18 protein-coding genes are annotated in these 16,435 nt (G+C 49.9%); 9 read left to right on the top strand and 9 right to left on the bottom strand.

Translation table 11 applies throughout. From position 1 onward, the window contains the following. The first annotated feature begins 205 nt into the window (after window positions 1-205). Window positions 206-2,542 carry a glycoside hydrolase family 31 protein gene (locus tag H6F68_RS25990; RefSeq protein ID WP_190563536.1) on the top strand — a complete coding sequence of 779 codons (2,337 nt, stop codon included), beginning with the start codon at window positions 206-208 and terminating at the stop codon, window positions 2,540-2,542. Window positions 2,543-2,548: 6 nt separating this feature from the next. Here H6F68_RS25990 and H6F68_RS25985 read toward each other — a convergent pair whose 3' ends face one another. Both H6F68_RS25985 and H6F68_RS25980 read right to left on the bottom strand, forming a co-directional pair. Beyond that, window positions 2,549-2,893, bottom strand: a complete 345-nt coding sequence (locus H6F68_RS25985; protein ID WP_190563534.1) for a hypothetical protein — start codon at window positions 2,891-2,893, stop codon at window positions 2,549-2,551. Between the two features lie 76 nt (window positions 2,894-2,969). Continuing rightward, window positions 2,970-3,470, bottom strand: coding sequence for a DUF4385 domain-containing protein (locus H6F68_RS25980; RefSeq protein WP_190563532.1), 501 nt, complete (start codon window positions 3,468-3,470; stop codon window positions 2,970-2,972). Window positions 3,471-3,552: 82 nt separating this feature from the next. On the opposite strand from H6F68_RS25980, the gene H6F68_RS25975 reads away from it, so the two are divergent. Next, complete coding sequence (locus H6F68_RS25975; RefSeq protein WP_190563530.1) at window positions 3,553-4,035, top strand: VOC family protein; 483 nt, start codon at window positions 3,553-3,555, stop codon at window positions 4,033-4,035. Between the two features lie 7 nt (window positions 4,036-4,042). Here the strand turns inward: H6F68_RS25975 and H6F68_RS25970 are convergent, their stop codons facing one another. Further along, a complete protein-coding gene (locus tag H6F68_RS25970) occupies window positions 4,043-4,324 on the bottom strand; it encodes a hypothetical protein (RefSeq protein WP_190563528.1) in 282 nt (93 codons plus the stop codon). 113 nt (window positions 4,325-4,437) lie between these two features. Continuing rightward, the gene (locus H6F68_RS25965; protein WP_190563526.1) at window positions 4,438-6,114 is read right to left on the bottom strand and encodes a dynamin family protein; all 1,677 of its coding nucleotides are present in this window, start codon (window positions 6,112-6,114) and stop codon (window positions 4,438-4,440) included. A 371-nt stretch (window positions 6,115-6,485) separates the two neighbouring features. Here H6F68_RS25965 and H6F68_RS25960 point away from each other — a divergent pair, with 371 nt between their 5' ends. Further along, window positions 6,486-7,181 carry a manganese catalase family protein gene (locus H6F68_RS25960; protein WP_190436608.1) on the top strand — a complete coding sequence of 232 codons (696 nt, stop codon included), beginning with the start codon at window positions 6,486-6,488 and terminating at the stop codon, window positions 7,179-7,181. 29 nt (window positions 7,182-7,210) lie between these two features. On the opposite strand, the gene H6F68_RS25955 is transcribed toward H6F68_RS25960, so the two are convergent. From H6F68_RS25955 to H6F68_RS25935, 5 genes are all read right to left on the bottom strand, one after another. Next, window positions 7,211-9,283: a dynamin family protein gene (locus H6F68_RS25955; protein ID WP_190563524.1), complete on the bottom strand. Its 2,073-nt coding sequence runs from the start codon at window positions 9,281-9,283 to the stop codon at window positions 7,211-7,213. Window positions 9,284-9,381: 98 nt separating this feature from the next. Further along, the gene (locus tag H6F68_RS25950; RefSeq protein ID WP_190563522.1) at window positions 9,382-11,457 is read right to left on the bottom strand and encodes a dynamin family protein; all 2,076 of its coding nucleotides are present in this window, start codon (window positions 11,455-11,457) and stop codon (window positions 9,382-9,384) included. Window positions 11,458-11,508: 51 nt separating this feature from the next. Further along, on the bottom strand, window positions 11,509-12,066 hold the full coding sequence (locus H6F68_RS25945; protein ID WP_190436598.1) for a hypothetical protein: 558 nt from the start codon (window positions 12,064-12,066) through the stop codon (window positions 11,509-11,511). Window positions 12,067-12,176: 110 nt separating this feature from the next. Next, entirely contained in the window at window positions 12,177-12,509 is a 333-nt protein-coding gene (locus H6F68_RS25940) for a hypothetical protein (protein ID WP_190436596.1), read from the bottom strand. 435 nt (window positions 12,510-12,944) lie between these two features. Further along, complete coding sequence (locus H6F68_RS25935; RefSeq protein ID WP_190563520.1) at window positions 12,945-13,991, bottom strand: threo-3-hydroxy-L-aspartate ammonia-lyase; 1,047 nt, start codon at window positions 13,989-13,991, stop codon at window positions 12,945-12,947. On the opposite strand from H6F68_RS25935, the gene H6F68_RS25930 reads away from it, so the two are divergent. From H6F68_RS25930 to H6F68_RS25905, 6 genes are all read left to right on the top strand, one after another. After that, window positions 13,985-14,137, top strand: a complete 153-nt coding sequence (locus tag H6F68_RS25930; RefSeq protein ID WP_190563518.1) for a hypothetical protein — start codon at window positions 13,985-13,987, stop codon at window positions 14,135-14,137. The genes H6F68_RS25935 and H6F68_RS25930 overlap by 7 nt on opposite strands. 123 nt (window positions 14,138-14,260) lie before the next feature. Continuing rightward, window positions 14,261-14,479, top strand: coding sequence for a hypothetical protein (locus tag H6F68_RS25925; protein WP_190563516.1), 219 nt, complete (start codon window positions 14,261-14,263; stop codon window positions 14,477-14,479). 191 nt (window positions 14,480-14,670) lie between these two features. Then, window positions 14,671-14,988 carry a hypothetical protein gene (locus H6F68_RS25920; RefSeq protein ID WP_206755441.1) on the top strand — a complete coding sequence of 106 codons (318 nt, stop codon included), beginning with the start codon at window positions 14,671-14,673 and terminating at the stop codon, window positions 14,986-14,988. 49 nt (window positions 14,989-15,037) lie between these two features. Next, window positions 15,038-15,232, top strand: coding sequence for a hypothetical protein (locus H6F68_RS25915; protein ID WP_190563514.1), 195 nt, complete (start codon window positions 15,038-15,040; stop codon window positions 15,230-15,232). A gap of 12 nt (window positions 15,233-15,244) precedes the next feature. Further along, entirely contained in the window at window positions 15,245-15,628 is a 384-nt protein-coding gene (locus tag H6F68_RS25910) for a hypothetical protein (RefSeq protein ID WP_190563512.1), read from the top strand. 49 nt (window positions 15,629-15,677) lie between these two features. Continuing rightward, on the top strand, window positions 15,678-16,388 hold the full coding sequence (locus H6F68_RS25905) for a DUF4230 domain-containing protein (protein ID WP_190563510.1): 711 nt from the start codon (window positions 15,678-15,680) through the stop codon (window positions 16,386-16,388). Window positions 16,389-16,435: the final 47 nt, after the last annotated feature.

Below are 16,435 nucleotides of genomic sequence, written 5' to 3'. Positions count from 1 at the left end.
TTGCTTTGAGACCTAACCCCCAGCCCCTTCCCTGGCAGGGAAGGGGAGCCAGAGAAGCCAGAATTAAAACATAGCCACCTCACAGAAGTTACCTCTGGAGGGGGTCTGGGGGACGCAGCCGTCCCTCAGCGGGGGTTTGGGGGCAAGCGCCCCCAAGGACTTGGATTTCCCAGACTTAAACCGATAAAAATCAGGTTGAACCCACATGCCACAAGTATTTGGAAAACTCCCTACTACTACCCAACCCTGGTCTACCATTGGTGCAATTCAATCCATTCAAAAAGACGATCGCACCCTTTATCTCGATTGTGGTGGCCCCAAATTCGCGATCGCCATCCTGGCTCCCAACCTGATTCGCGTCCGCCTTGCCCCCACAGGCACCTTTCAACCTCGTCGCTCCTGGGCCGTCACCAAAGACGACCACGACTGGTCCGCCGTCTCCTTCGACCTCGAAGAAACCCCCAACACCCTCGAAATCAAAACCGAGCAGATCCGTCTCTCCATCCAGCGGGACACCGCCCAAATTACTTGCTTTGACTCCCAAAATCGTCCCTTCGCCCAAGATGTAGCCCCTAGTATGGCTTGGCGGACAGGTGCGATCGCCGCTTGGAAGCAGATTGAAGCCAACGAACACTTCTACGGGTTTGGAGAGCGCACTGGGTTCCTCGACAAACTCGCCGAAGTCAAAACCAACTGGACTACAGACGCCCTCGACTACGGTTCTCTCAGCGATGAGATGTACCAAGCCATTCCTGTCTTTATGGCGCTACGGCCCGAAGTAGGCTATGGCATTTTCTTCAACAGCACCTACTGGAGCCAGTTTGACATTGGCGCAGATCAACCTGGGGTCTGGCGCATGGAAACCCGTGGCCCCGAACTCGACTACTACATCATCTACGGCCCCACCTCAGCGCAAATCATCCACACCTACACCGAGCTAACCGGACGGATGTCTCTGCCACCTCAGTGGGCGATCGGCTATCACCAATGCCGCTGGAGCTATGAATCTGAAGATGTGGTGCAAACAATTGCCCATGAGTTTCGAGAACGCCGCATTCCCTGCGATGTCATCCACCTCGACATCGACTACATGAACGGTTATCGGGTCTTCACTTGGAGTCCCAAACGCTTTCCCCAACCCGACAAACTGATTCGCAACTTGGCTGAAGATGGATTTAAGACTGTAACCATCGTTGATCCTGGGGTGAAATACGAGCCAGAAGCCGACTATGCTGTGTTCGACCAAGGACTAGAAAAAGACTACTTTGTCCGGAAAGCTGATGGACAACTAGTTCACGGTTACGTCTGGCCCAGCAAAGCTGTATTTCCTGACTTCTTGCGCTCAGAAGTTCGCAGTTGGTGGGCTGACTGGCACAAAAATCTGACCGAAGCAGGTGTAGCAGGGATCTGGAACGACATGAACGAGCCTGCTTTAGACGATCGCCCCTTTGGAGACAACGGAAACAAAATTTGGTTTCCCCTTGATGCACCGCAAGGACCGAAGGGTGAGCAGGCTACTCACGCCGAAACCCACAACCTCTATGGCTTAAACATGGCGCAAGCCTCGGCTGAAGCCCTAAAGAAACTCCGTCCCACAGAACGCTCCTTTGTCCTGACGCGATCGGGTTATGCAGGCGTGCAGCGTTGGTCTTCCGTCTGGATGGGGGATAACCAATCGCTGTGGGAGCATTTGGAAATGTCCCTGCCGATGCTCTGCAATATGGGATTGTCGGGCGTGGCCTTTGTGGGGTGTGATATTGGAGGGTTTGCAGGCAATGCCACCGCTGAGCTGTTTGCCCGCTGGATGCAGGTAGGGATGCTGTACCCCTTAATGCGGGGTCACTCCTCGATGGGTACAGCTCAGCATGAACCCTGGGTATTTGGCGATCGCGTGGAAGCCATCTGCCGCGAATACATCGAGCTACGCTATCGATTGCTGCCTTATCTCTACAGCTTGTTCTGGTCAGCCGCAACCGCAGGAGAACCGATTCTGCGACCGCTGCTCTACCAGTACCCAAACGACCCCAAAACTTACAGCTTGTACGACCAAGTGTTGCTTGGTCCATCCTTGATGGCCGCGCCAGTTTATCGTCCGGGTGTAGAGTGTCGAGCTGTTTATTTACCCGCAGGAACTTGGTACAACTGGTGGAGTGGAGAGCAGTTTGAAGGCCCAACACACATCCTGGCTGACGCACCGCTAGAACGGATGCCACTTTATGTCGCCGCCGGGAGCATCATTCCCATGTCTCCTGTGATGCAGTATGTGAATGAGCGATCGCTAGACGAACTCAGACTAAGAGTTTGGCCCGGAACTGGCGAGTGGACTCATTATGAAGATGATGGTCATACCTTTGAGTATCGGGATGGTGCTTGGGCTACGACTCACTATCGAGTATTGCAAGAAGGCCAGCAAACCGTGGTAGAGATTGCAGCGCGGCAAGGCAACTGGACACCGAGCGATCGCGAAATTATTGTGGAACTCGTGGGCATCGGTGAACAGCGCTTTAAGGATGATGGTACAGCCCGCCGCCTCACTTTTTAAATCGAGCTATTGCCCCCGAAGAATATCTGCTGGACAGCGAAACCAGCAGTCTGGCCCTTGGATATGCAGATGAGCAGGCGTATCGGCAACCTTCAATAGTTTGTTAGCTAGGCTCGTGCAGCGCTTCAGCAACCGATCGGTAACAGCGATCGTGGGACACATCACCAACAACACAGTGACATCATTTGCTTCTTGTACAATGCCCCACTCTGAGAGACTGAGCAAAGCCCTCAAGGCTCCATCGCAGGATTGGTAAAAGCGTTGCTGAGTGCTAATCACAGTTCCCAATTCTTTCGCTAGCATCCAATCAGTTGGGCCTAAGGGTTGGGGTTGGTCGTCAGGGTGCCTCATGCTGTTTTTCCGACAAGGGGCTAGGGCTGAATTGCTGCACGTAACCGTGTCAGTATGCCCACCCCAAGTAGCGAGATCACAGAGGCTTTGCTTCGTACTTTTGGCGATGCGCGGCTAAGAGTTGCAGATAGTGCGGGTTCGTCTTGGCTTGGACCCATTTCTCCTTAAAGATAGCCGCCGATTCTGCCTTGATCGGATCTACGTCGTAAGGCAAAACTTGCTGTCGTGCTGCCTGCTGGTCAGCTTCAGAACCCGCTTTTTGCGGATTGGCTTGGTATTTTCTGCCGTTTTTGTGGTTGGCATAACGACGCGATCGCGTGTAACCCATTTGCAGAAATTTTCGAGCCATATCTGCTCCGACAAAATCTCCCTGTTCCAGATAGTCCAGAAACATCTGGTAAATCGTTTCGCTAGACTGTTTAGCGATCGCAGGAGTTTTGAAACGCCAGTGAGGCAAAATTTCTGCCTTGTACGGCTCTACCATCAGCACACCCTGTTCACCTTTTCCAACGCGGTACAGTTCTGGGTGCTGGCGGAAATCAATGGTTTTGAAGTCCAAAGAATAATCAAATGACATGGCTACTCTAGGTCTGATTTAGATTGAATAGAAGTGCTGGTGATCGTTCTGGCAATATGTTCTGAATGGAATGGTGCTCGTTATGCAATCTAGTTTCTCCACCTGCAACTCCACTTTGGCTCTTGGTATGCTGCGTCGCATGCATCACATCGCGTTAAATGTGCAAGATCTGCAAGCCTCGCGACAGTTCTATGGCACTTTGTTAGGGCTACAAGAGCTAACCGGAGATGCGATTCCAAGTACATTGCGATCGCTTGTAGAAGCAGGGAAAGTTGCTAATTTTGTCATGCCTGATGGTACTGTGCTCGATTTGTTTTGGGAGCCAGATCTCACACCACCCGATCCAGATCCTAGTCGAGGCTTTACCCGTGCCAATCATTTAGCCTTTGATATCGAGCCGCAATTATTTAATCAAGCTGTGGCAGTACTGCACCAAAATCAAGTCGCGATCGCAGAAGGCCCAGTCACCCGCCCCACCGGACGCGGCATCTACTTTTATGACCCCGATGGCTTTTTGGTTGAGATTCGCTGCGACCCAGATACAAATCCAGATACCAGCGCTTAAACTGCCTTTAGAAGCCGCCTTCCCAGTCAGGGCAAGTCCCTTGGTTGCCCCAACCATAGGGATGGAACCCACAAATCAACATACGTCGGCTCTCGTAAGCAGTGCCGTAAGCCACGCCGTGGTAGTGAGCGCAACCCTGGCAAGCTTTCGGGCGAGAGGGTGCAGTCTCAATAAACCCAACTTGCGATCGCAGAATTTGTTGCTTACTTTGCTGCCGATGCCATTTCACATAGTCGGCTTTTCTAAAGAAATAGTTGGCCTTCTGAAACGGATCTTGGGTGGTATGCATAAAAGGTTTCTATAGGAGGTTTTACCTTCTAGCCTATCCAAGTAATTCTCGTTACCGCATCATTCTTAAGCATACTTATAGCCTACGCTGGCAAAGGCGCTAATCCTGTAGCTCTAATGGGGAACTGATGCTAAGGCTTGGGTTAGGTTCTCTAAAGTAGCTTCTAGCAATCGCAGTTGATGGCGTTGGTGGGAAAGTTCTAGGGGTTCGGCGGGTACAGAGAAATTGAAGATTTGCTCGGCTGTGAGTTCGTAGTCGCGCAGTGCTGCCAAAGCCAGAGTGCTGAAGCGAATTAAATAATCTTTCGCAGCCTCCGAACAAGCTTGCTGAGTTTGGGCTGTGTAAGCTGCGGCAGAAGTGGGCGGTGCCGAGGCAGGAGTATCAGTGGTTTGATTGAGCAGATAGCTGGCTCCTCCTAAAACTGCGGCTCCTAATGGGCCTCCTAACACCCAGCCTAGCCCAGTGGCGATCGCGACAGGTGTAGAATCACTCGATGAACTAAAGTTTTTGGTTGTGGGTGGGTCTTGTGGCAGGAAGACTTGAGGCGCTTCAGGGAAAGCAAACCACGGATCTGTAGGTCGAGGACAGTTGAGAAAATCACAAGCTTTGTAAACCCATTCGGCGAGTGCTCGCTTTTGCTCGTTCCAGGCAGGTTTCAGTGTGTTGGTTTCCCAGGTGGCGAAGTCAAATCTCTGGAGAGCGTCGGCAGCATCGGCTTGGTAGCGATCGAGCAGGTTAGGGAGAGATAGCCAATCGCGGCATTGAGTAGCACTGGCGAGAAACCCATCTTTGATCAGTTTTTGGACTTTTTGGCGGATTTCTACTTTTTTGTTGCGGGTTTGTTCTGCTGTGGCGATTTCATGGGCGATCGCTTCTCGCTTAGATTGCAAAGCTTGTTGTACTTGGTTCGCTAACACGACTACACGCGGTAAACGAGGTTCGCTCTGACCACGCTGTGCTTGGACAATGCTCTGCAAAGCAGATTCAAACATAGGGAGTCCTGCCGTCTGAGCCGCTGCCATATCTCCTTTTAGGCGGGATCTCAGTGCAGGTAAGGCATCGACACGATATAGATTGCTAACACCCGGAGGTAGTTGAGAGCGGAAGCTTTCAGCAACGAAGCGCATGCGGCGGTACACTTCTTTTTGGTCGTCTGGTTCCATTAAGTTGAGGAAATTGACGACAAATACCACCGTGGTAATGCCGCGATCGAGCAACCAATCTCGCAGGTTTTCTCGTTCTCCCAAGGTCATCAGTTTGCGACCATCTAGCACTTGCACGACCAAATCTGCAGTTAAGAGTTGGTCTTTCACTAAGGCATCTTGAGCCTCGCGATCGTTAGTTCCGGGTAAATCTAGCAGCTCTACGCCTGTTTGCAAAAAAGGATGGGGACAGTACACCTCAACAGCAGCCACATCCTCTCGCATCCGCCGCTGATCATCTAAGATGGCAAATCGCTTCAAAACATCGGTGCCCGTTTCGCAGATCTCAGCGCCACTGCTCAACAAAATCCGAGTGGATAAGTCAGAGCCGTACTTGACTCGAATCGCTGCGCCTGTAGTAGGAATCAGGTCAATCGGTAGCGCTTTTTCACCGAGTAAGGCATTCAGCAGCGTGGATTTACCGTAGTTGAAGGGGCCGAATACTGCGATGCGAAAATCAGAACTGGTCAGGCGATCGCAAACTGCTATGACATCCTGCTTCAAGGGTGAATTGGGTTCTAAGTCCAGCAGACCTACCGCTGTCTTAAGCGTCGTTAGTAAATTCTGGGAAGCGTTGGGTGACTGCATACGGTTGACTTGAACGCCTGTTTATAAGATATCAATCTCAAAAATTTTGTCTAGAAATGTCTGTGGAAGCGTCTGGGGAAGCGATCGCAAAGAGCCTCATCAATACTTGTCTTAAAGTGATATTTTTGCTCAGAATTTGAAGGGAATTTTGGCTGAAAATTTTGTTAAAAAAAGGAGAGAGAGTGCGCTCAGGCGAGTATTTATACTCCCTTTAGGAAAATCAATTATTTCGATTAACTATACCTCCAGCGGTACGAATGAATCTGTAAGGCCTCCTAAGCTGAACGCAGGATTGTGAAAATCCACAGTGAATTTTGAGATATCTCTTAATTTCATTGCACCGAATTTATTAGGAGCCTGAGGCCAAGATTATGTTTTTTCATAAAAAAGAACCCATTCATACAGTTCAAGTTAATGAGCCCGATCCTCGGTTTGCTCAGTTGATGCTAGAGCAGTTTGGTGGAGCCACCGGAGAACTCTCAGCCGCCTTGCAGTACTGGGTGCAGTCTTTCCATGTGGAGAATGCCGGGATTCGAGACATGTTACAAGACATCGCGATCGAGGAATTTAGCCACCTTGAAATGGTAGGCAAACTGATTGAAGTTCATACAAAAGATGTGGACCAAACAGAAGCCTACAAGAGTACGCTCTTTGCAGTGCGCGGTAAGGGGCCTCATTTTCTAGATAGTCAAGGGAATAACTGGACTGCTAGCTACTTGAACGAAGGCGGAGATGTGGTGCGTGACTTGAGAGCAAATATTGCCGCAGAAGCGGGTGCTCGCCAAACCTACGAAGAGTTGATCAAGTTATGTACCGATGAAGGAACCAAAAAAACCCTCGTTCATCTGTTGACACGCGAAATTTCGCACACGCAGATGTTTATGAAAGCGCTAGATTCCATGGGCAAACTCACTGATCCGATGTTTGGCAACATCCAGCCAGATGAGACGGTAGCACTCTACTTCAACTTATCGACAGATGGAGATAAGCCAGACGAACGTGGCCCCTGGAACTCTGAGCCTACCTTCGAATATGTGGCTGATCCGCTGAATACTTCTGCTAAATAAGTCAGAAGAACGGGAAAGCGCGATCGCGCTTAAACTCTAAGTAAGTTTTGATAGGCCGTCTCAACGTTTTGACTGTCAGAGAGGACAGATTTTTCAATTCCTTTGAGGCGGTTGATTTCATTCTCACGATTAATTTCATGGGACGTTTTTTGTTGCAAGAGATTTTCTAGCTCAGCTTTACGCGATTGAATGTCGTCGTTGATGCGTTTAATCACCTCGCGCTCGTAGGAATCAAAACATTCTTGAATCGCACTGTAAATGGGTTGCCACTGCTCTTGAGCCACCTGCGGCAAATGTTTCACCAGCTCTTTTTTCGTGGCTTTTACCAATTCTTTGCGGGATTGATCGGCTTGCGCCACTCCCATTCCTAAGCCAATTAAGCCCAGCCACAAGGGACCGAGCATAATACCGAACATAGACGACGCCACCACGGCAATGCTGGTCACAGTCAGGAAGTTGAGCAAAATATTTTGCCAATCGAAGCCTGCTCCTGCCATCGCCACGCCCGCCAAATTGCCTCTGGCGAGAGAAACTAAACCCATTGCCCACTTCGCCCAAGCCGGAGAATCATCTTCAGTTGAGGCGTTGGTGCGAGTTTGAATTTTCTGTCCGGTTAACTTGGCCGTGATTTGGTCAGTGACTTGGGTATAAGAGGCACCATAGTTCGCAGCCCTGCTGGAGAGTTGGGTAAAGGCAGCTTCCATATCCTTTTGGACGGTGAGGCTCCAGGCACAGAACTTGTCATTGACATATTGCTGAAAGGATTTCTCTAGCTGTGCTGCAAATGCTTCTCGCTTGCCTTGGCTAAAAAAGTCCATGAATTGCAGATTCGGTTGATACTGCAAAAAGTCTTGCTCGAAGGTGTGTTCCAGGTTCAGTACATAAGTACGGAAGGAATCCGCGATCGCTCTAGCTCGACGGTCTCTCAAGTTGCGGATCTCATCTTGAAATTGGTCGCGAATCTCGGTGAGTTTGACGAACTCTGGTTCTACCGAGTTGATTCGTTGTTTGAGTTCATTCACATCTTGATCCAGCAAGGGAATGCGCCGGGCGATCGCTTCTCCTACATGAGTAGCTGCCTGCCTTGCCAAGGTTCTAGCTTGCCGCAATTCAGAGATGGCTCGCTCCTGGGTTAAAAAGATGTTCAGCGCGCCCATAAACTCTGGGAAGCCTGTGCCAGCGAGAGCAGCGTCTGGATTCTTGACTCTCAAGCGCAGAGCTTTGAGCGAAGATAACTCAAATACCCGTTCTTCGTAGAGGTCGTAGCCATCAGCCACACAATATTCTGCTAGGTTGGCTTTGAAAACACGCCGTAGTTTGGTTTCGGCCTCTTCTAATTCTTCAGTATCATCAGGGTCAATCAAGCTTTCCCGCACCTGGTCCCAAGCATTCACCAAAAAGAAAACCGTCAGACCTCGGCCCTTAATGTAGTTTTCTAGGTAGCGGCGTTCCCCTAACGTGCAAGGTTGAGAAGCCCGTAAGACAAATAGAATCGCATGGCAGTTGTTGATGTATCCGAGAGATAGCTCATTGCGTGCTTCCGTGTCGTTCAACCCCGGACTGTCCACAATTTCTACCCCACGTTGCAGCAGGGGAAGTGGGTATTCCACGATCGCGCAATCGATATTGAGAAAGGCTTGTTTTTTCTGTTGTTCTAGTTCTTTGGCTTCTCCTGGATCAATGGTGTAGCGCTGCTTAAAAGTTTTGAAGTCGAGCTGTTCTGGACGAGTGCCGTCATTGAAGTGCACTGTCACTTTCTTCTCCAGCCCGTAGCGCAACACTGTGAGGATAGCGGTGCAAGGATTGACATCACTAGGTAACAGGTTTTCTCCGATCAGCGCATTCAGGAAGGTACTCTTGCCCCGCTTCATGTCACCCAATACCAACAGCCGAAATACGCCCTGCTGCAAGTTTTTGCTGGCTACAGCGAGATCCTCGATATCACGTTCTAGACCGAGCTGCCCCGAACTAGTGGCTCCCTCTAACTCGGATTGTTTCAGGGTATCGACCATGCGGCCCAAAGAGTTGGCGACCTGCGATCGCACTTGAGCCACGCGATCTAAATCGTTGAGAAATCCTGTCGCTTCAATTTTGGCACTCATGGTTGTTGATGTTTTTTAGTGGAGCGAAATGAGCAATTAAAAGTAGACGCGATCGCCAGCCAGCCAGGAATTGGCATATCCCTAATCGTTGATCACAGCTAAACGGATAGAAGCAACATGGAGTTATAAACTGATTCAACGGTACGGATTTCAGACAATACTTCTGCGTCTAAGGCTTGTAAACGCTTGGCTTCCGCTTCTCGATTAATCTCATGGGATTCCTTCTGCGCTACTAAATTGTCCAGTTCAGCTCTGCGAGCTTGAATATCATCATTGATCCGCTTCATTACTTCTCGCTCATAGGCATCAAAGCAATCTTTGATCAGTTGATTGATTGGGTTCCATTGATCACGAGCGATATCAGGAAGATGTTTGACGAACTCTTTTTTCGTAGCTTTAACAAACTCTTGGCGAGCTTGGTCCAGTTGCAAAGCACCAATCCCTAAACCAACCAACATAATACCAATCGGCCCAATAAAGGCACCTGTAAACAGCGCTAGAAAGCTGGTAATACCAATCACCGCAATATAGTTGACCAGGATGTTTTTCCAATCAAACCCTGCTCCCGCCAGAAACACCCCAGCAATATTGCCCGATGTTAGGGAGAAGAATCCCATCGCCCATCTCGCCCAAGTCGGAGAGTTATTTTCTGATGAAGCGTTGCCTGTGTAGATGGTTTGCCCGATTAACTTCTCAGTGATGGTGTCGGTGATGCGGTTGTAATCAGTGCCATAGCTGGCAGCACTTCTACCCAGCTCAGCAAAGGCAGCGCTGATTTCCTGCTCAGCCGTACGTTGCCACACTACAATCTTTTCGTTGATGTAACGCTCAAACGCTTGCCGACAAGCAGCATTAAACTCCTCTCGCCGTCCCTGAGAGAGAAAATCCCAAAAACTAATGTTTGGTTGGTAGCGCAAGAAATCAGTGTCGAACGTGGTGCCTAAATTCAGAATGTAGGAGCAGAAATCAGTCGCAATCTCCTTGGCTTTGCGATCGCGCAGCTCTCGGATTTCCGCTTGGAACTGATCGCGAATCTCATTCAGTTTGGCAAATTCTGGCTCCACAGACTTCAGGCGTTCCTTTAGTTCCTGTACATCCTGATCGAGCAGCGGGATACGACGGGCGATCGCTTCGTGAGCATGGTTATAGGCTTGGCGAGCCAGGGTCGTCGATTGGCGCAGTTCTGCCACAGCACGTTCTTGAGTCAGAAAGCGACTAAGCGCGGCTTCAAATTCCGGGAAACCTGTTCCGGTTAGCGGGTCGGCAGCATCTTTGAGGCGGCGACGCAGAGCATCAAGTGAGGACAGTTCAAAGACGCGCTGGTTATACAGATCTTGACCGTCGACGCGGCAATACTCCGCTAAGTTCGTGCGAAACACCTGCCGTAGCTTGGCTTCTGCCTCTCGCAGTTCTTCGGCATCATCCAAGTCAACTAAGCTTTTACGAATTTCGTCCCAAGCATTAATCAAGAAGAAAACGGTGAGTCCTCGGTCTTTGAGATAATTCTCTAAATAGCGGCGTTCGTCCAGGGTGCAAGGCTGGGAAGCTCGGAAGACAAACAGAACCGCATGGCAATTGTTGATGTAGCTAAGCGACAATTCGTTGCGTGCTTCGGTGTCATTTAGTCCAGGACTATCAACAATCTCCACACCCTTTTCTAGAAAGGGTAAAGGATATTCCACCACAGCATGGCTAACTTGGGGAAAAGCGAGTTGCTTGACTTCCTCTAGCTGTTTGGCTTCGCTCGGATCTATTGTGTACTTTTGCCTAAAGCTGGTGAAGTCTAAGCGCTCAGGCGGGCGATCGCCTTTGAAGTAGACTGTAACTTGCTTTTCCGGGCCATAGCGCAATACAGTCAGCAGAGCAGTGCAAGGGCTGACATCGCTGGGTAGCAGGTTCTCGCCAATCAAGGCGTTGAGCAATGTGCTTTTACCCCGCTTGATATCTCCCAAAACTAGCAGGCGGAACACACCTTGGCGCAAGTTCTGGCTCGTGAGGTTTAAATCCTGAATCTCTCCGTCTAACTCCAGCTTGCCAGAAGCTTGACTACTCTCCACCTCAGCTCTACTCAAGGCTCCCGAAATATTGTCTAAATGCTGAGCCATTTGATGCCGCACTCTGGCAACTCGATCTAGATCGAGTAACAAACCTTCCGCCTCAACTTTGACGCTCATGAATCCTGCCTCAATTAAGGAAATAACTTAATTCCTAAATGGAATCTTGGTTTAACGTCGATTTGCTCGATTTGCTGCCCCAACTGCAATCAGATGATGACGAACTACATGCTCGAAGTGATAAATGTAGGCAGCCGCAATCACCCAAACTACTGTCGGAATCGTGAATAAATAGTGAGTTTTATCCCAAGCTAAAAACATGGAATATAAGGGGTAAAGCGATCGCCAAGTGGGCAAGAAGGGGCCCACAATCCCAACGGTTGCCAAAGTCGCTAATAGAATGGCTGACCATCCCATCACGCCTTCCCACCAACTCATGAGGCTGGGAAAAAACCCTAAATTGGGCTCCATTTCAGGCGATCGCGTTTCGGGAAAGAAGCGATCGAGAAATAGGTGTAATAAATGATGAAAAATCGCAATAATCACAATGGGAGAGAGCAGCGCCAACACGCCAAAGGAGATTGCCACAGGTGGCAGGAATCGAGCCATAAAATAGCCCATTTGCCAAATTAGTTTCACTGCAAAAGCAAGGCTACCCGTTAGCAAAACCAACAGTACAGCGCTCATCCATGCACTCGGTACCGGAATCCAAGCAGGCCAGTTTTTCATGGGTAAAACCCCTATGAAGGGGGGAAGAGGGCGTTGTAAAAGTAGCTTTAGAGAGGGAACGTCTCGATTAATTCTTGTCTAGTCGCTGCTGGCTCGAAACGTAGCTATTTTCAACGTCTAGCGCGATCGCTTTCAAAAAACAGTTTGTACGCGACCCAAGCCACTCCTCCCACAATCACCACCCCCGTAAGCCAGGTTGCAATCCGAATCGTGATAATCACCGCAACTGCGATGCCCATAAACTGAGCCACATTCACCAGCTGCTTGGACCATTGCTGCAATGACTTTTTAGATGGCTGGTGTTTCGCAGTTTCATAAAGAGGGGGCTGATGTGTTTGATTGATTTCAGCTTCTAGCTCCCGGAGCCGCAAGGCATGTTCTCGCTCTCGCAACTCTTTTTCTCGCCGTCGCAATTCTTCTTCTGGGTTACTGCTAGGGTTCATGGGTCGTGAAAGTCCTGACGGAGTGGAGTGAATAGATGCCTAACCCAGGTTTGGATCTGAAGCAGGCAAGGAACTGCTCCACAACCTTAGCCTTCCCGACCTGGCACTGCCTAGACTAAATTAAAAATTTTTCATTCTAAAGGGGGATGTTACTTAACCAAATCTTTAAGCGCACTTAGGCGATCGCACTTTGCTCTTGAAAACCCTGTAACAATGCCTCTGGAATCAGATGTGGTCACATGGTGGTGCGCTCTATCCAGACCCATAATGCTTCTGCTGTTACAAGAAGCGAGGGACAAACCGCTGCATTACTTCTCCTAGTTTCGATCTCCTAATTTATATCCGCGCGATCGCCTTTCAGTTCAGAGATTTTTCCGATCTCTACTAATAGAACAAATCGCTGGACTGAAGATGGAGAAGCGCTCACTGCTCCGTCTAACTCAGCTCTCTGGCTAGGGGTAAGGGTTTTTCTGACTTGGGCTTTTTTCTCACCTTAGCCATCAGTTGCCCTACTTGGCTCAGGTCTACATTGCCGCCACTGATGATCACACCAATGCGAGCATTAGGGACAGAAACCACTCCCTCTAGTAAAGCCGCTGCCGCTAGCGCTCCTGTGGGTTCCACCACAATCTTGAGACGTTCCCAGAGCCAAAACATGGTTCGTAAAATTGCTGTTTCTGAAACCGTCACCATGTCATGGACATAATGCAAAACCAAGGGAAACGTCACCTGGCCTAAAGCAGGAGTCCTGGCTCCATCGGCTACTGTATCGGGGTTGTGAACTGTTTGCAGCGTGCGGGTATAAAAAGAGCGGGTAGCATCGTCGGCGCGGGCAGGTTCTACCCCCATCACTTGGCACTGAGGCGAAAGAGCTTGAGCTGCGATCGCGCACCCAGACAGCAATCCTCCACCGCCACAACACACCAACAGGAGGTCCAGTGGTCCCACTTCCTCAATCAGTTCCTTGGCAGTAGTCCCCTGACCTGCCACAACCTGAGGATGATCGAACGGAGGAATTAAGGTGAGGCCGCGATCGCGAACTAAGCTTTGGCTCAACTCTTCGCGTGAAGTGGTTTGGCGGTTGTAAAGCACTACTTCTGCCCCATACTCTCGCGTGGCTGCTTGCTTCACCGCTGGCGCATCTTCTGGCATCACAATCGTCGTGGGAATCTCTAAGATTTTTCCCGCTAGGGCGATCGCTTGAGCATGGTTCCCAGAGGAGTAAGCCAAAACACCTTGCTTTTTCTGGGTTTTTGTCAGTTGGGCCAGAGCGTTATAGGCTCCTCGAAACTTGAATGAGCCTGTGCGTTGAAAGTTTTCGCACTTAAAGAAAACTTGGCTCTGAGTGCGTTGGTTGACAGTTTGCGAAGTGATTACAGGAGTCCGTGTTGCTTGGCCCATTAGCCTTTGAGCAGCGCTAGCAATGTCGTCATAGGTGACTAACAAAGGCCCGAGCGGGGTAGGTGAGTCAGGGGTTGCCATCGGTTCGGAATGAGTTATACCGGGATTGCGGTAGTTTCTACAACCAGTTGAATGAAGGTTACCTGCTAGTGGCGATCGCCTCAGGTTCAGCTAATCAGGCTCAGCTAAACAGCTTAGCAATGGCATCTCCACTGGGGCACGACTGACCCATATAAGGATGCCTTAAGATCATCACAAGTAGATGTGATTTGTCCTCGATACCTAGATAGATCCACTGAAGGCCAGTTAATGGGTATGCTAAAGCTAGGTTCTGGTTCTAGGGGAGCAGGATGCCCAAGCTTGTACACAGATTGAGACACGGAGCGATCGCTTTAGTGTTCGTGGTATTGACGATTGGGTGTGCAACTGAGAGTGAACCGCCGCAAGCAACAACGCCAGGCTTACCTCCAGTGAATAAAGCTAAAAATGCCGCTCAAGATGCTCAGCAGAAAGCGTCAGAGCGAGAGCAAATTGACCCAGAAAAGCAACAACAGCAGTCAGGCCAATGAGTTGGTCTAAGTTTTTCAGGCAGCACTTGCAGGGTCTTTATCGAGAGTGTCGCTAACAACATTATTTTGACACCTCATACTATGCCTGTGATAGAGACTGGGTAAGGCTGAACCTGTCTCACTTGAAGGAGGCTAGGCTACTTGCCTTCAAGTTAAATCTAAAAATAGCTTCTATTAAATCCCTGTTTTATATGTTCCCTGTGTCCCCTTCGGAAAACAAGCTTGCAGTTAGCCCCCGTCCCCTCATTTCTCCCGCCTACAGACAAGCGCTAGAGCCTTACACCGAACCTGAATCCTTAGAGTTATCTGACCACAAGCCCCCCATTATGCAACTGGCGATCGCGGCTTCGCCCACCACTCTGGCCTCTAAACCTAATCGTATTGAGGTAGCCTTAGCGTGGCTAGTTGCGGGTGTTTGCATGCTAGGAGTGACTTCTACATGGAATTTGGCTTTTACAGCACCTACGCCCCAAACGAATCAAGCTCCCCTAGAGCGATCTGGCAGCTAAGCGATCGCTAGGGTTTCCCCTGTTGACCATACGACTGATAGGTACTTGTATGGCTGCTTCCCTCACGTCCCTCAGACAGATTCAAACCAGCCCCGAGCGTGGACCTGATTTAACACCTCTGCCGGAATCGGAGCCTGAAACGACGGCTCCGACTCCTGAACCACAGCCTGAGCCTAACTCAGACCCTGAACCCGAATCTCCTGCTCCAGACTTGCCTCCTGAGGTCAATCCCGAATCTATTTAGGAGGCAACTTTTATGAATCGTCGCTGGCTGAAAATTCTAGGTTTTACTGGTTTAGTCATCGTGGGGTTAGTGCTGTTGCCAGGGCGTTTGGCGGCTCAATCCACAGTCCTATTAGAATCTCGCTTGGCCCGGTTAGAGTCAGATGGCTATCAAATACGAGCTGAGATCAGCCGTTTAGAGGCTCAAATCTACAGTTTGAGTCGTTCTGGTACCCGCCTGTCTGAGCCTAGCCGTCCTGCGGCACCTACCATTACACCACCTAATCCAACTCCTGCAACTACACCCATTTTGGACCGCCTAGCAACCTTGCTAATTGAGTTAAAAGAGCGAGTGACGAATGTAGAAGCTCGCATGACTCGTTTGGAAAAAGCTAACCCTGCCCCACGATCGCGCTGACCGCAGTTCCCACCTAAGATCGAGTTAGGCAAACCTACAACTGTGGACCATGAGAGACGCACATCCTCAGCAATCGCCGACTCACAAAAATGGGTTTCTGTATCAACTGGTTTGGATGTCAACCGGCGCGATCGCCCTTATGGCCCTAATTATGTTGTTAGGAGTTTGGCGTTCTGGGCAGCAGTTTTGGCTTGATTTACAAGCCCTGTGGCGACCGACTGAAACTGCGCCCCAAGTGGATGTGCGATCGGTAGCGTTGCGGCAAATTCAAGGCGTGAGTGAGCTGAGTACCACAGTCTTTGCGATGGAAGCCATTGTACCGACGCATCAAAATCGCGAGTTGGCAGGGTTTGTGGTCGGAACTACTAAGCTGCTGTACATTGCCTACGGTGAAGTGCGAGCAGGGGTTGATTTAGGACAGCTACAACCCCAAGACGTGGTTATTAATGGCGACATCATCCAAATCCGCCTGCCTCCTCCGCGTATCCTTGATGCCAAAATTGATGTCACGCGATCGCAAGTGTACGACTACGATCGCGGTCTTTTAGGGTTAGGGCCAGATGTCGCGCCAAATTTACAAACCTTAGCAGAGCAACAAGCCCTGAAAAAAATTGTGGCCACTGCTTGCCAAGAAGGAGTATTGCAAAAAGCTAGCGATCGCACTCAGCAAGTGGTTAGCCAGCTCCTCCGCACCACTGGGTACTCGCAAGTTGTCATTACAACTCAGCCACCTTTACCAGCAGCCTGTGCCGCAACCTAAAATGCTACGGGTACCACTTCCATCTAAAATCATTGGCAGTCCCGCTT

This window comes from Trichocoleus sp. FACHB-262, from assembly GCF_014696035.1.
Classification (GTDB): domain Bacteria; phylum Cyanobacteriota; class Cyanobacteriia; order FACHB-46; family FACHB-46; genus Trichocoleus.
This window is presented reverse-complemented; position numbering and strand designations above follow the sequence as displayed.

Excerpts from the sequence above, each read along its gene's own strand:
- H6F68_RS25935 (WP_190563520.1), bottom strand. The coding sequence starts at position 13,991 with ATGGCAACCCCTGACTCACCTACCCCGCTCGGGCCTTTGTTAGTCACC.
- H6F68_RS25915 (WP_190563514.1), top strand. The coding sequence starts at position 15,038 with ATGGCTGCTTCCCTCACGTCCCTCAGACAGATTCAAACCAGCCCCGAG.
- H6F68_RS25990 (WP_190563536.1), top strand. The coding sequence starts at position 206 with ATGCCACAAGTATTTGGAAAACTCCCTACTACTACCCAACCCTGGTCT.
- H6F68_RS25955 (WP_190563524.1), bottom strand. The coding sequence starts at position 9,283 with ATGAGTGCCAAAATTGAAGCGACAGGATTTCTCAACGATTTAGATCGC.
- H6F68_RS25960 (WP_190436608.1), top strand. The coding sequence starts at position 6,486 with ATGTTTTTTCATAAAAAAGAACCCATTCATACAGTTCAAGTTAATGAG.
- H6F68_RS25970 (WP_190563528.1), bottom strand. The coding sequence starts at position 4,324 with ATGCATACCACCCAAGATCCGTTTCAGAAGGCCAACTATTTCTTTAGA.
- H6F68_RS25910 (WP_190563512.1), top strand. The coding sequence starts at position 15,245 with ATGAATCGTCGCTGGCTGAAAATTCTAGGTTTTACTGGTTTAGTCATC.
- H6F68_RS25950 (WP_190563522.1), bottom strand. The coding sequence starts at position 11,457 with ATGAGCGTCAAAGTTGAGGCGGAAGGTTTGTTACTCGATCTAGATCGA.
- H6F68_RS25905 (WP_190563510.1), top strand. The coding sequence starts at position 15,678 with ATGAGAGACGCACATCCTCAGCAATCGCCGACTCACAAAAATGGGTTT.
- H6F68_RS25985 (WP_190563534.1), bottom strand. The coding sequence starts at position 2,893 with ATGAGGCACCCTGACGACCAACCCCAACCCTTAGGCCCAACTGATTGG.
- H6F68_RS25940 (WP_190436596.1), bottom strand. The coding sequence starts at position 12,509 with ATGAACCCTAGCAGTAACCCAGAAGAAGAATTGCGACGGCGAGAAAAA.
- H6F68_RS25945 (WP_190436598.1), bottom strand. The coding sequence starts at position 12,066 with ATGAAAAACTGGCCTGCTTGGATTCCGGTACCGAGTGCATGGATGAGC.
- H6F68_RS25920 (WP_206755441.1), top strand. The coding sequence starts at position 14,671 with ATGTTCCCTGTGTCCCCTTCGGAAAACAAGCTTGCAGTTAGCCCCCGT.
- H6F68_RS25975 (WP_190563530.1), top strand. The coding sequence starts at position 3,553 with ATGCAATCTAGTTTCTCCACCTGCAACTCCACTTTGGCTCTTGGTATG.
- H6F68_RS25980 (WP_190563532.1), bottom strand. The coding sequence starts at position 3,470 with ATGTCATTTGATTATTCTTTGGACTTCAAAACCATTGATTTCCGCCAG.
- H6F68_RS25925 (WP_190563516.1), top strand. The coding sequence starts at position 14,261 with ATGCCCAAGCTTGTACACAGATTGAGACACGGAGCGATCGCTTTAGTG.
- H6F68_RS25965 (WP_190563526.1), bottom strand. The coding sequence starts at position 6,114 with ATGCAGTCACCCAACGCTTCCCAGAATTTACTAACGACGCTTAAGACA.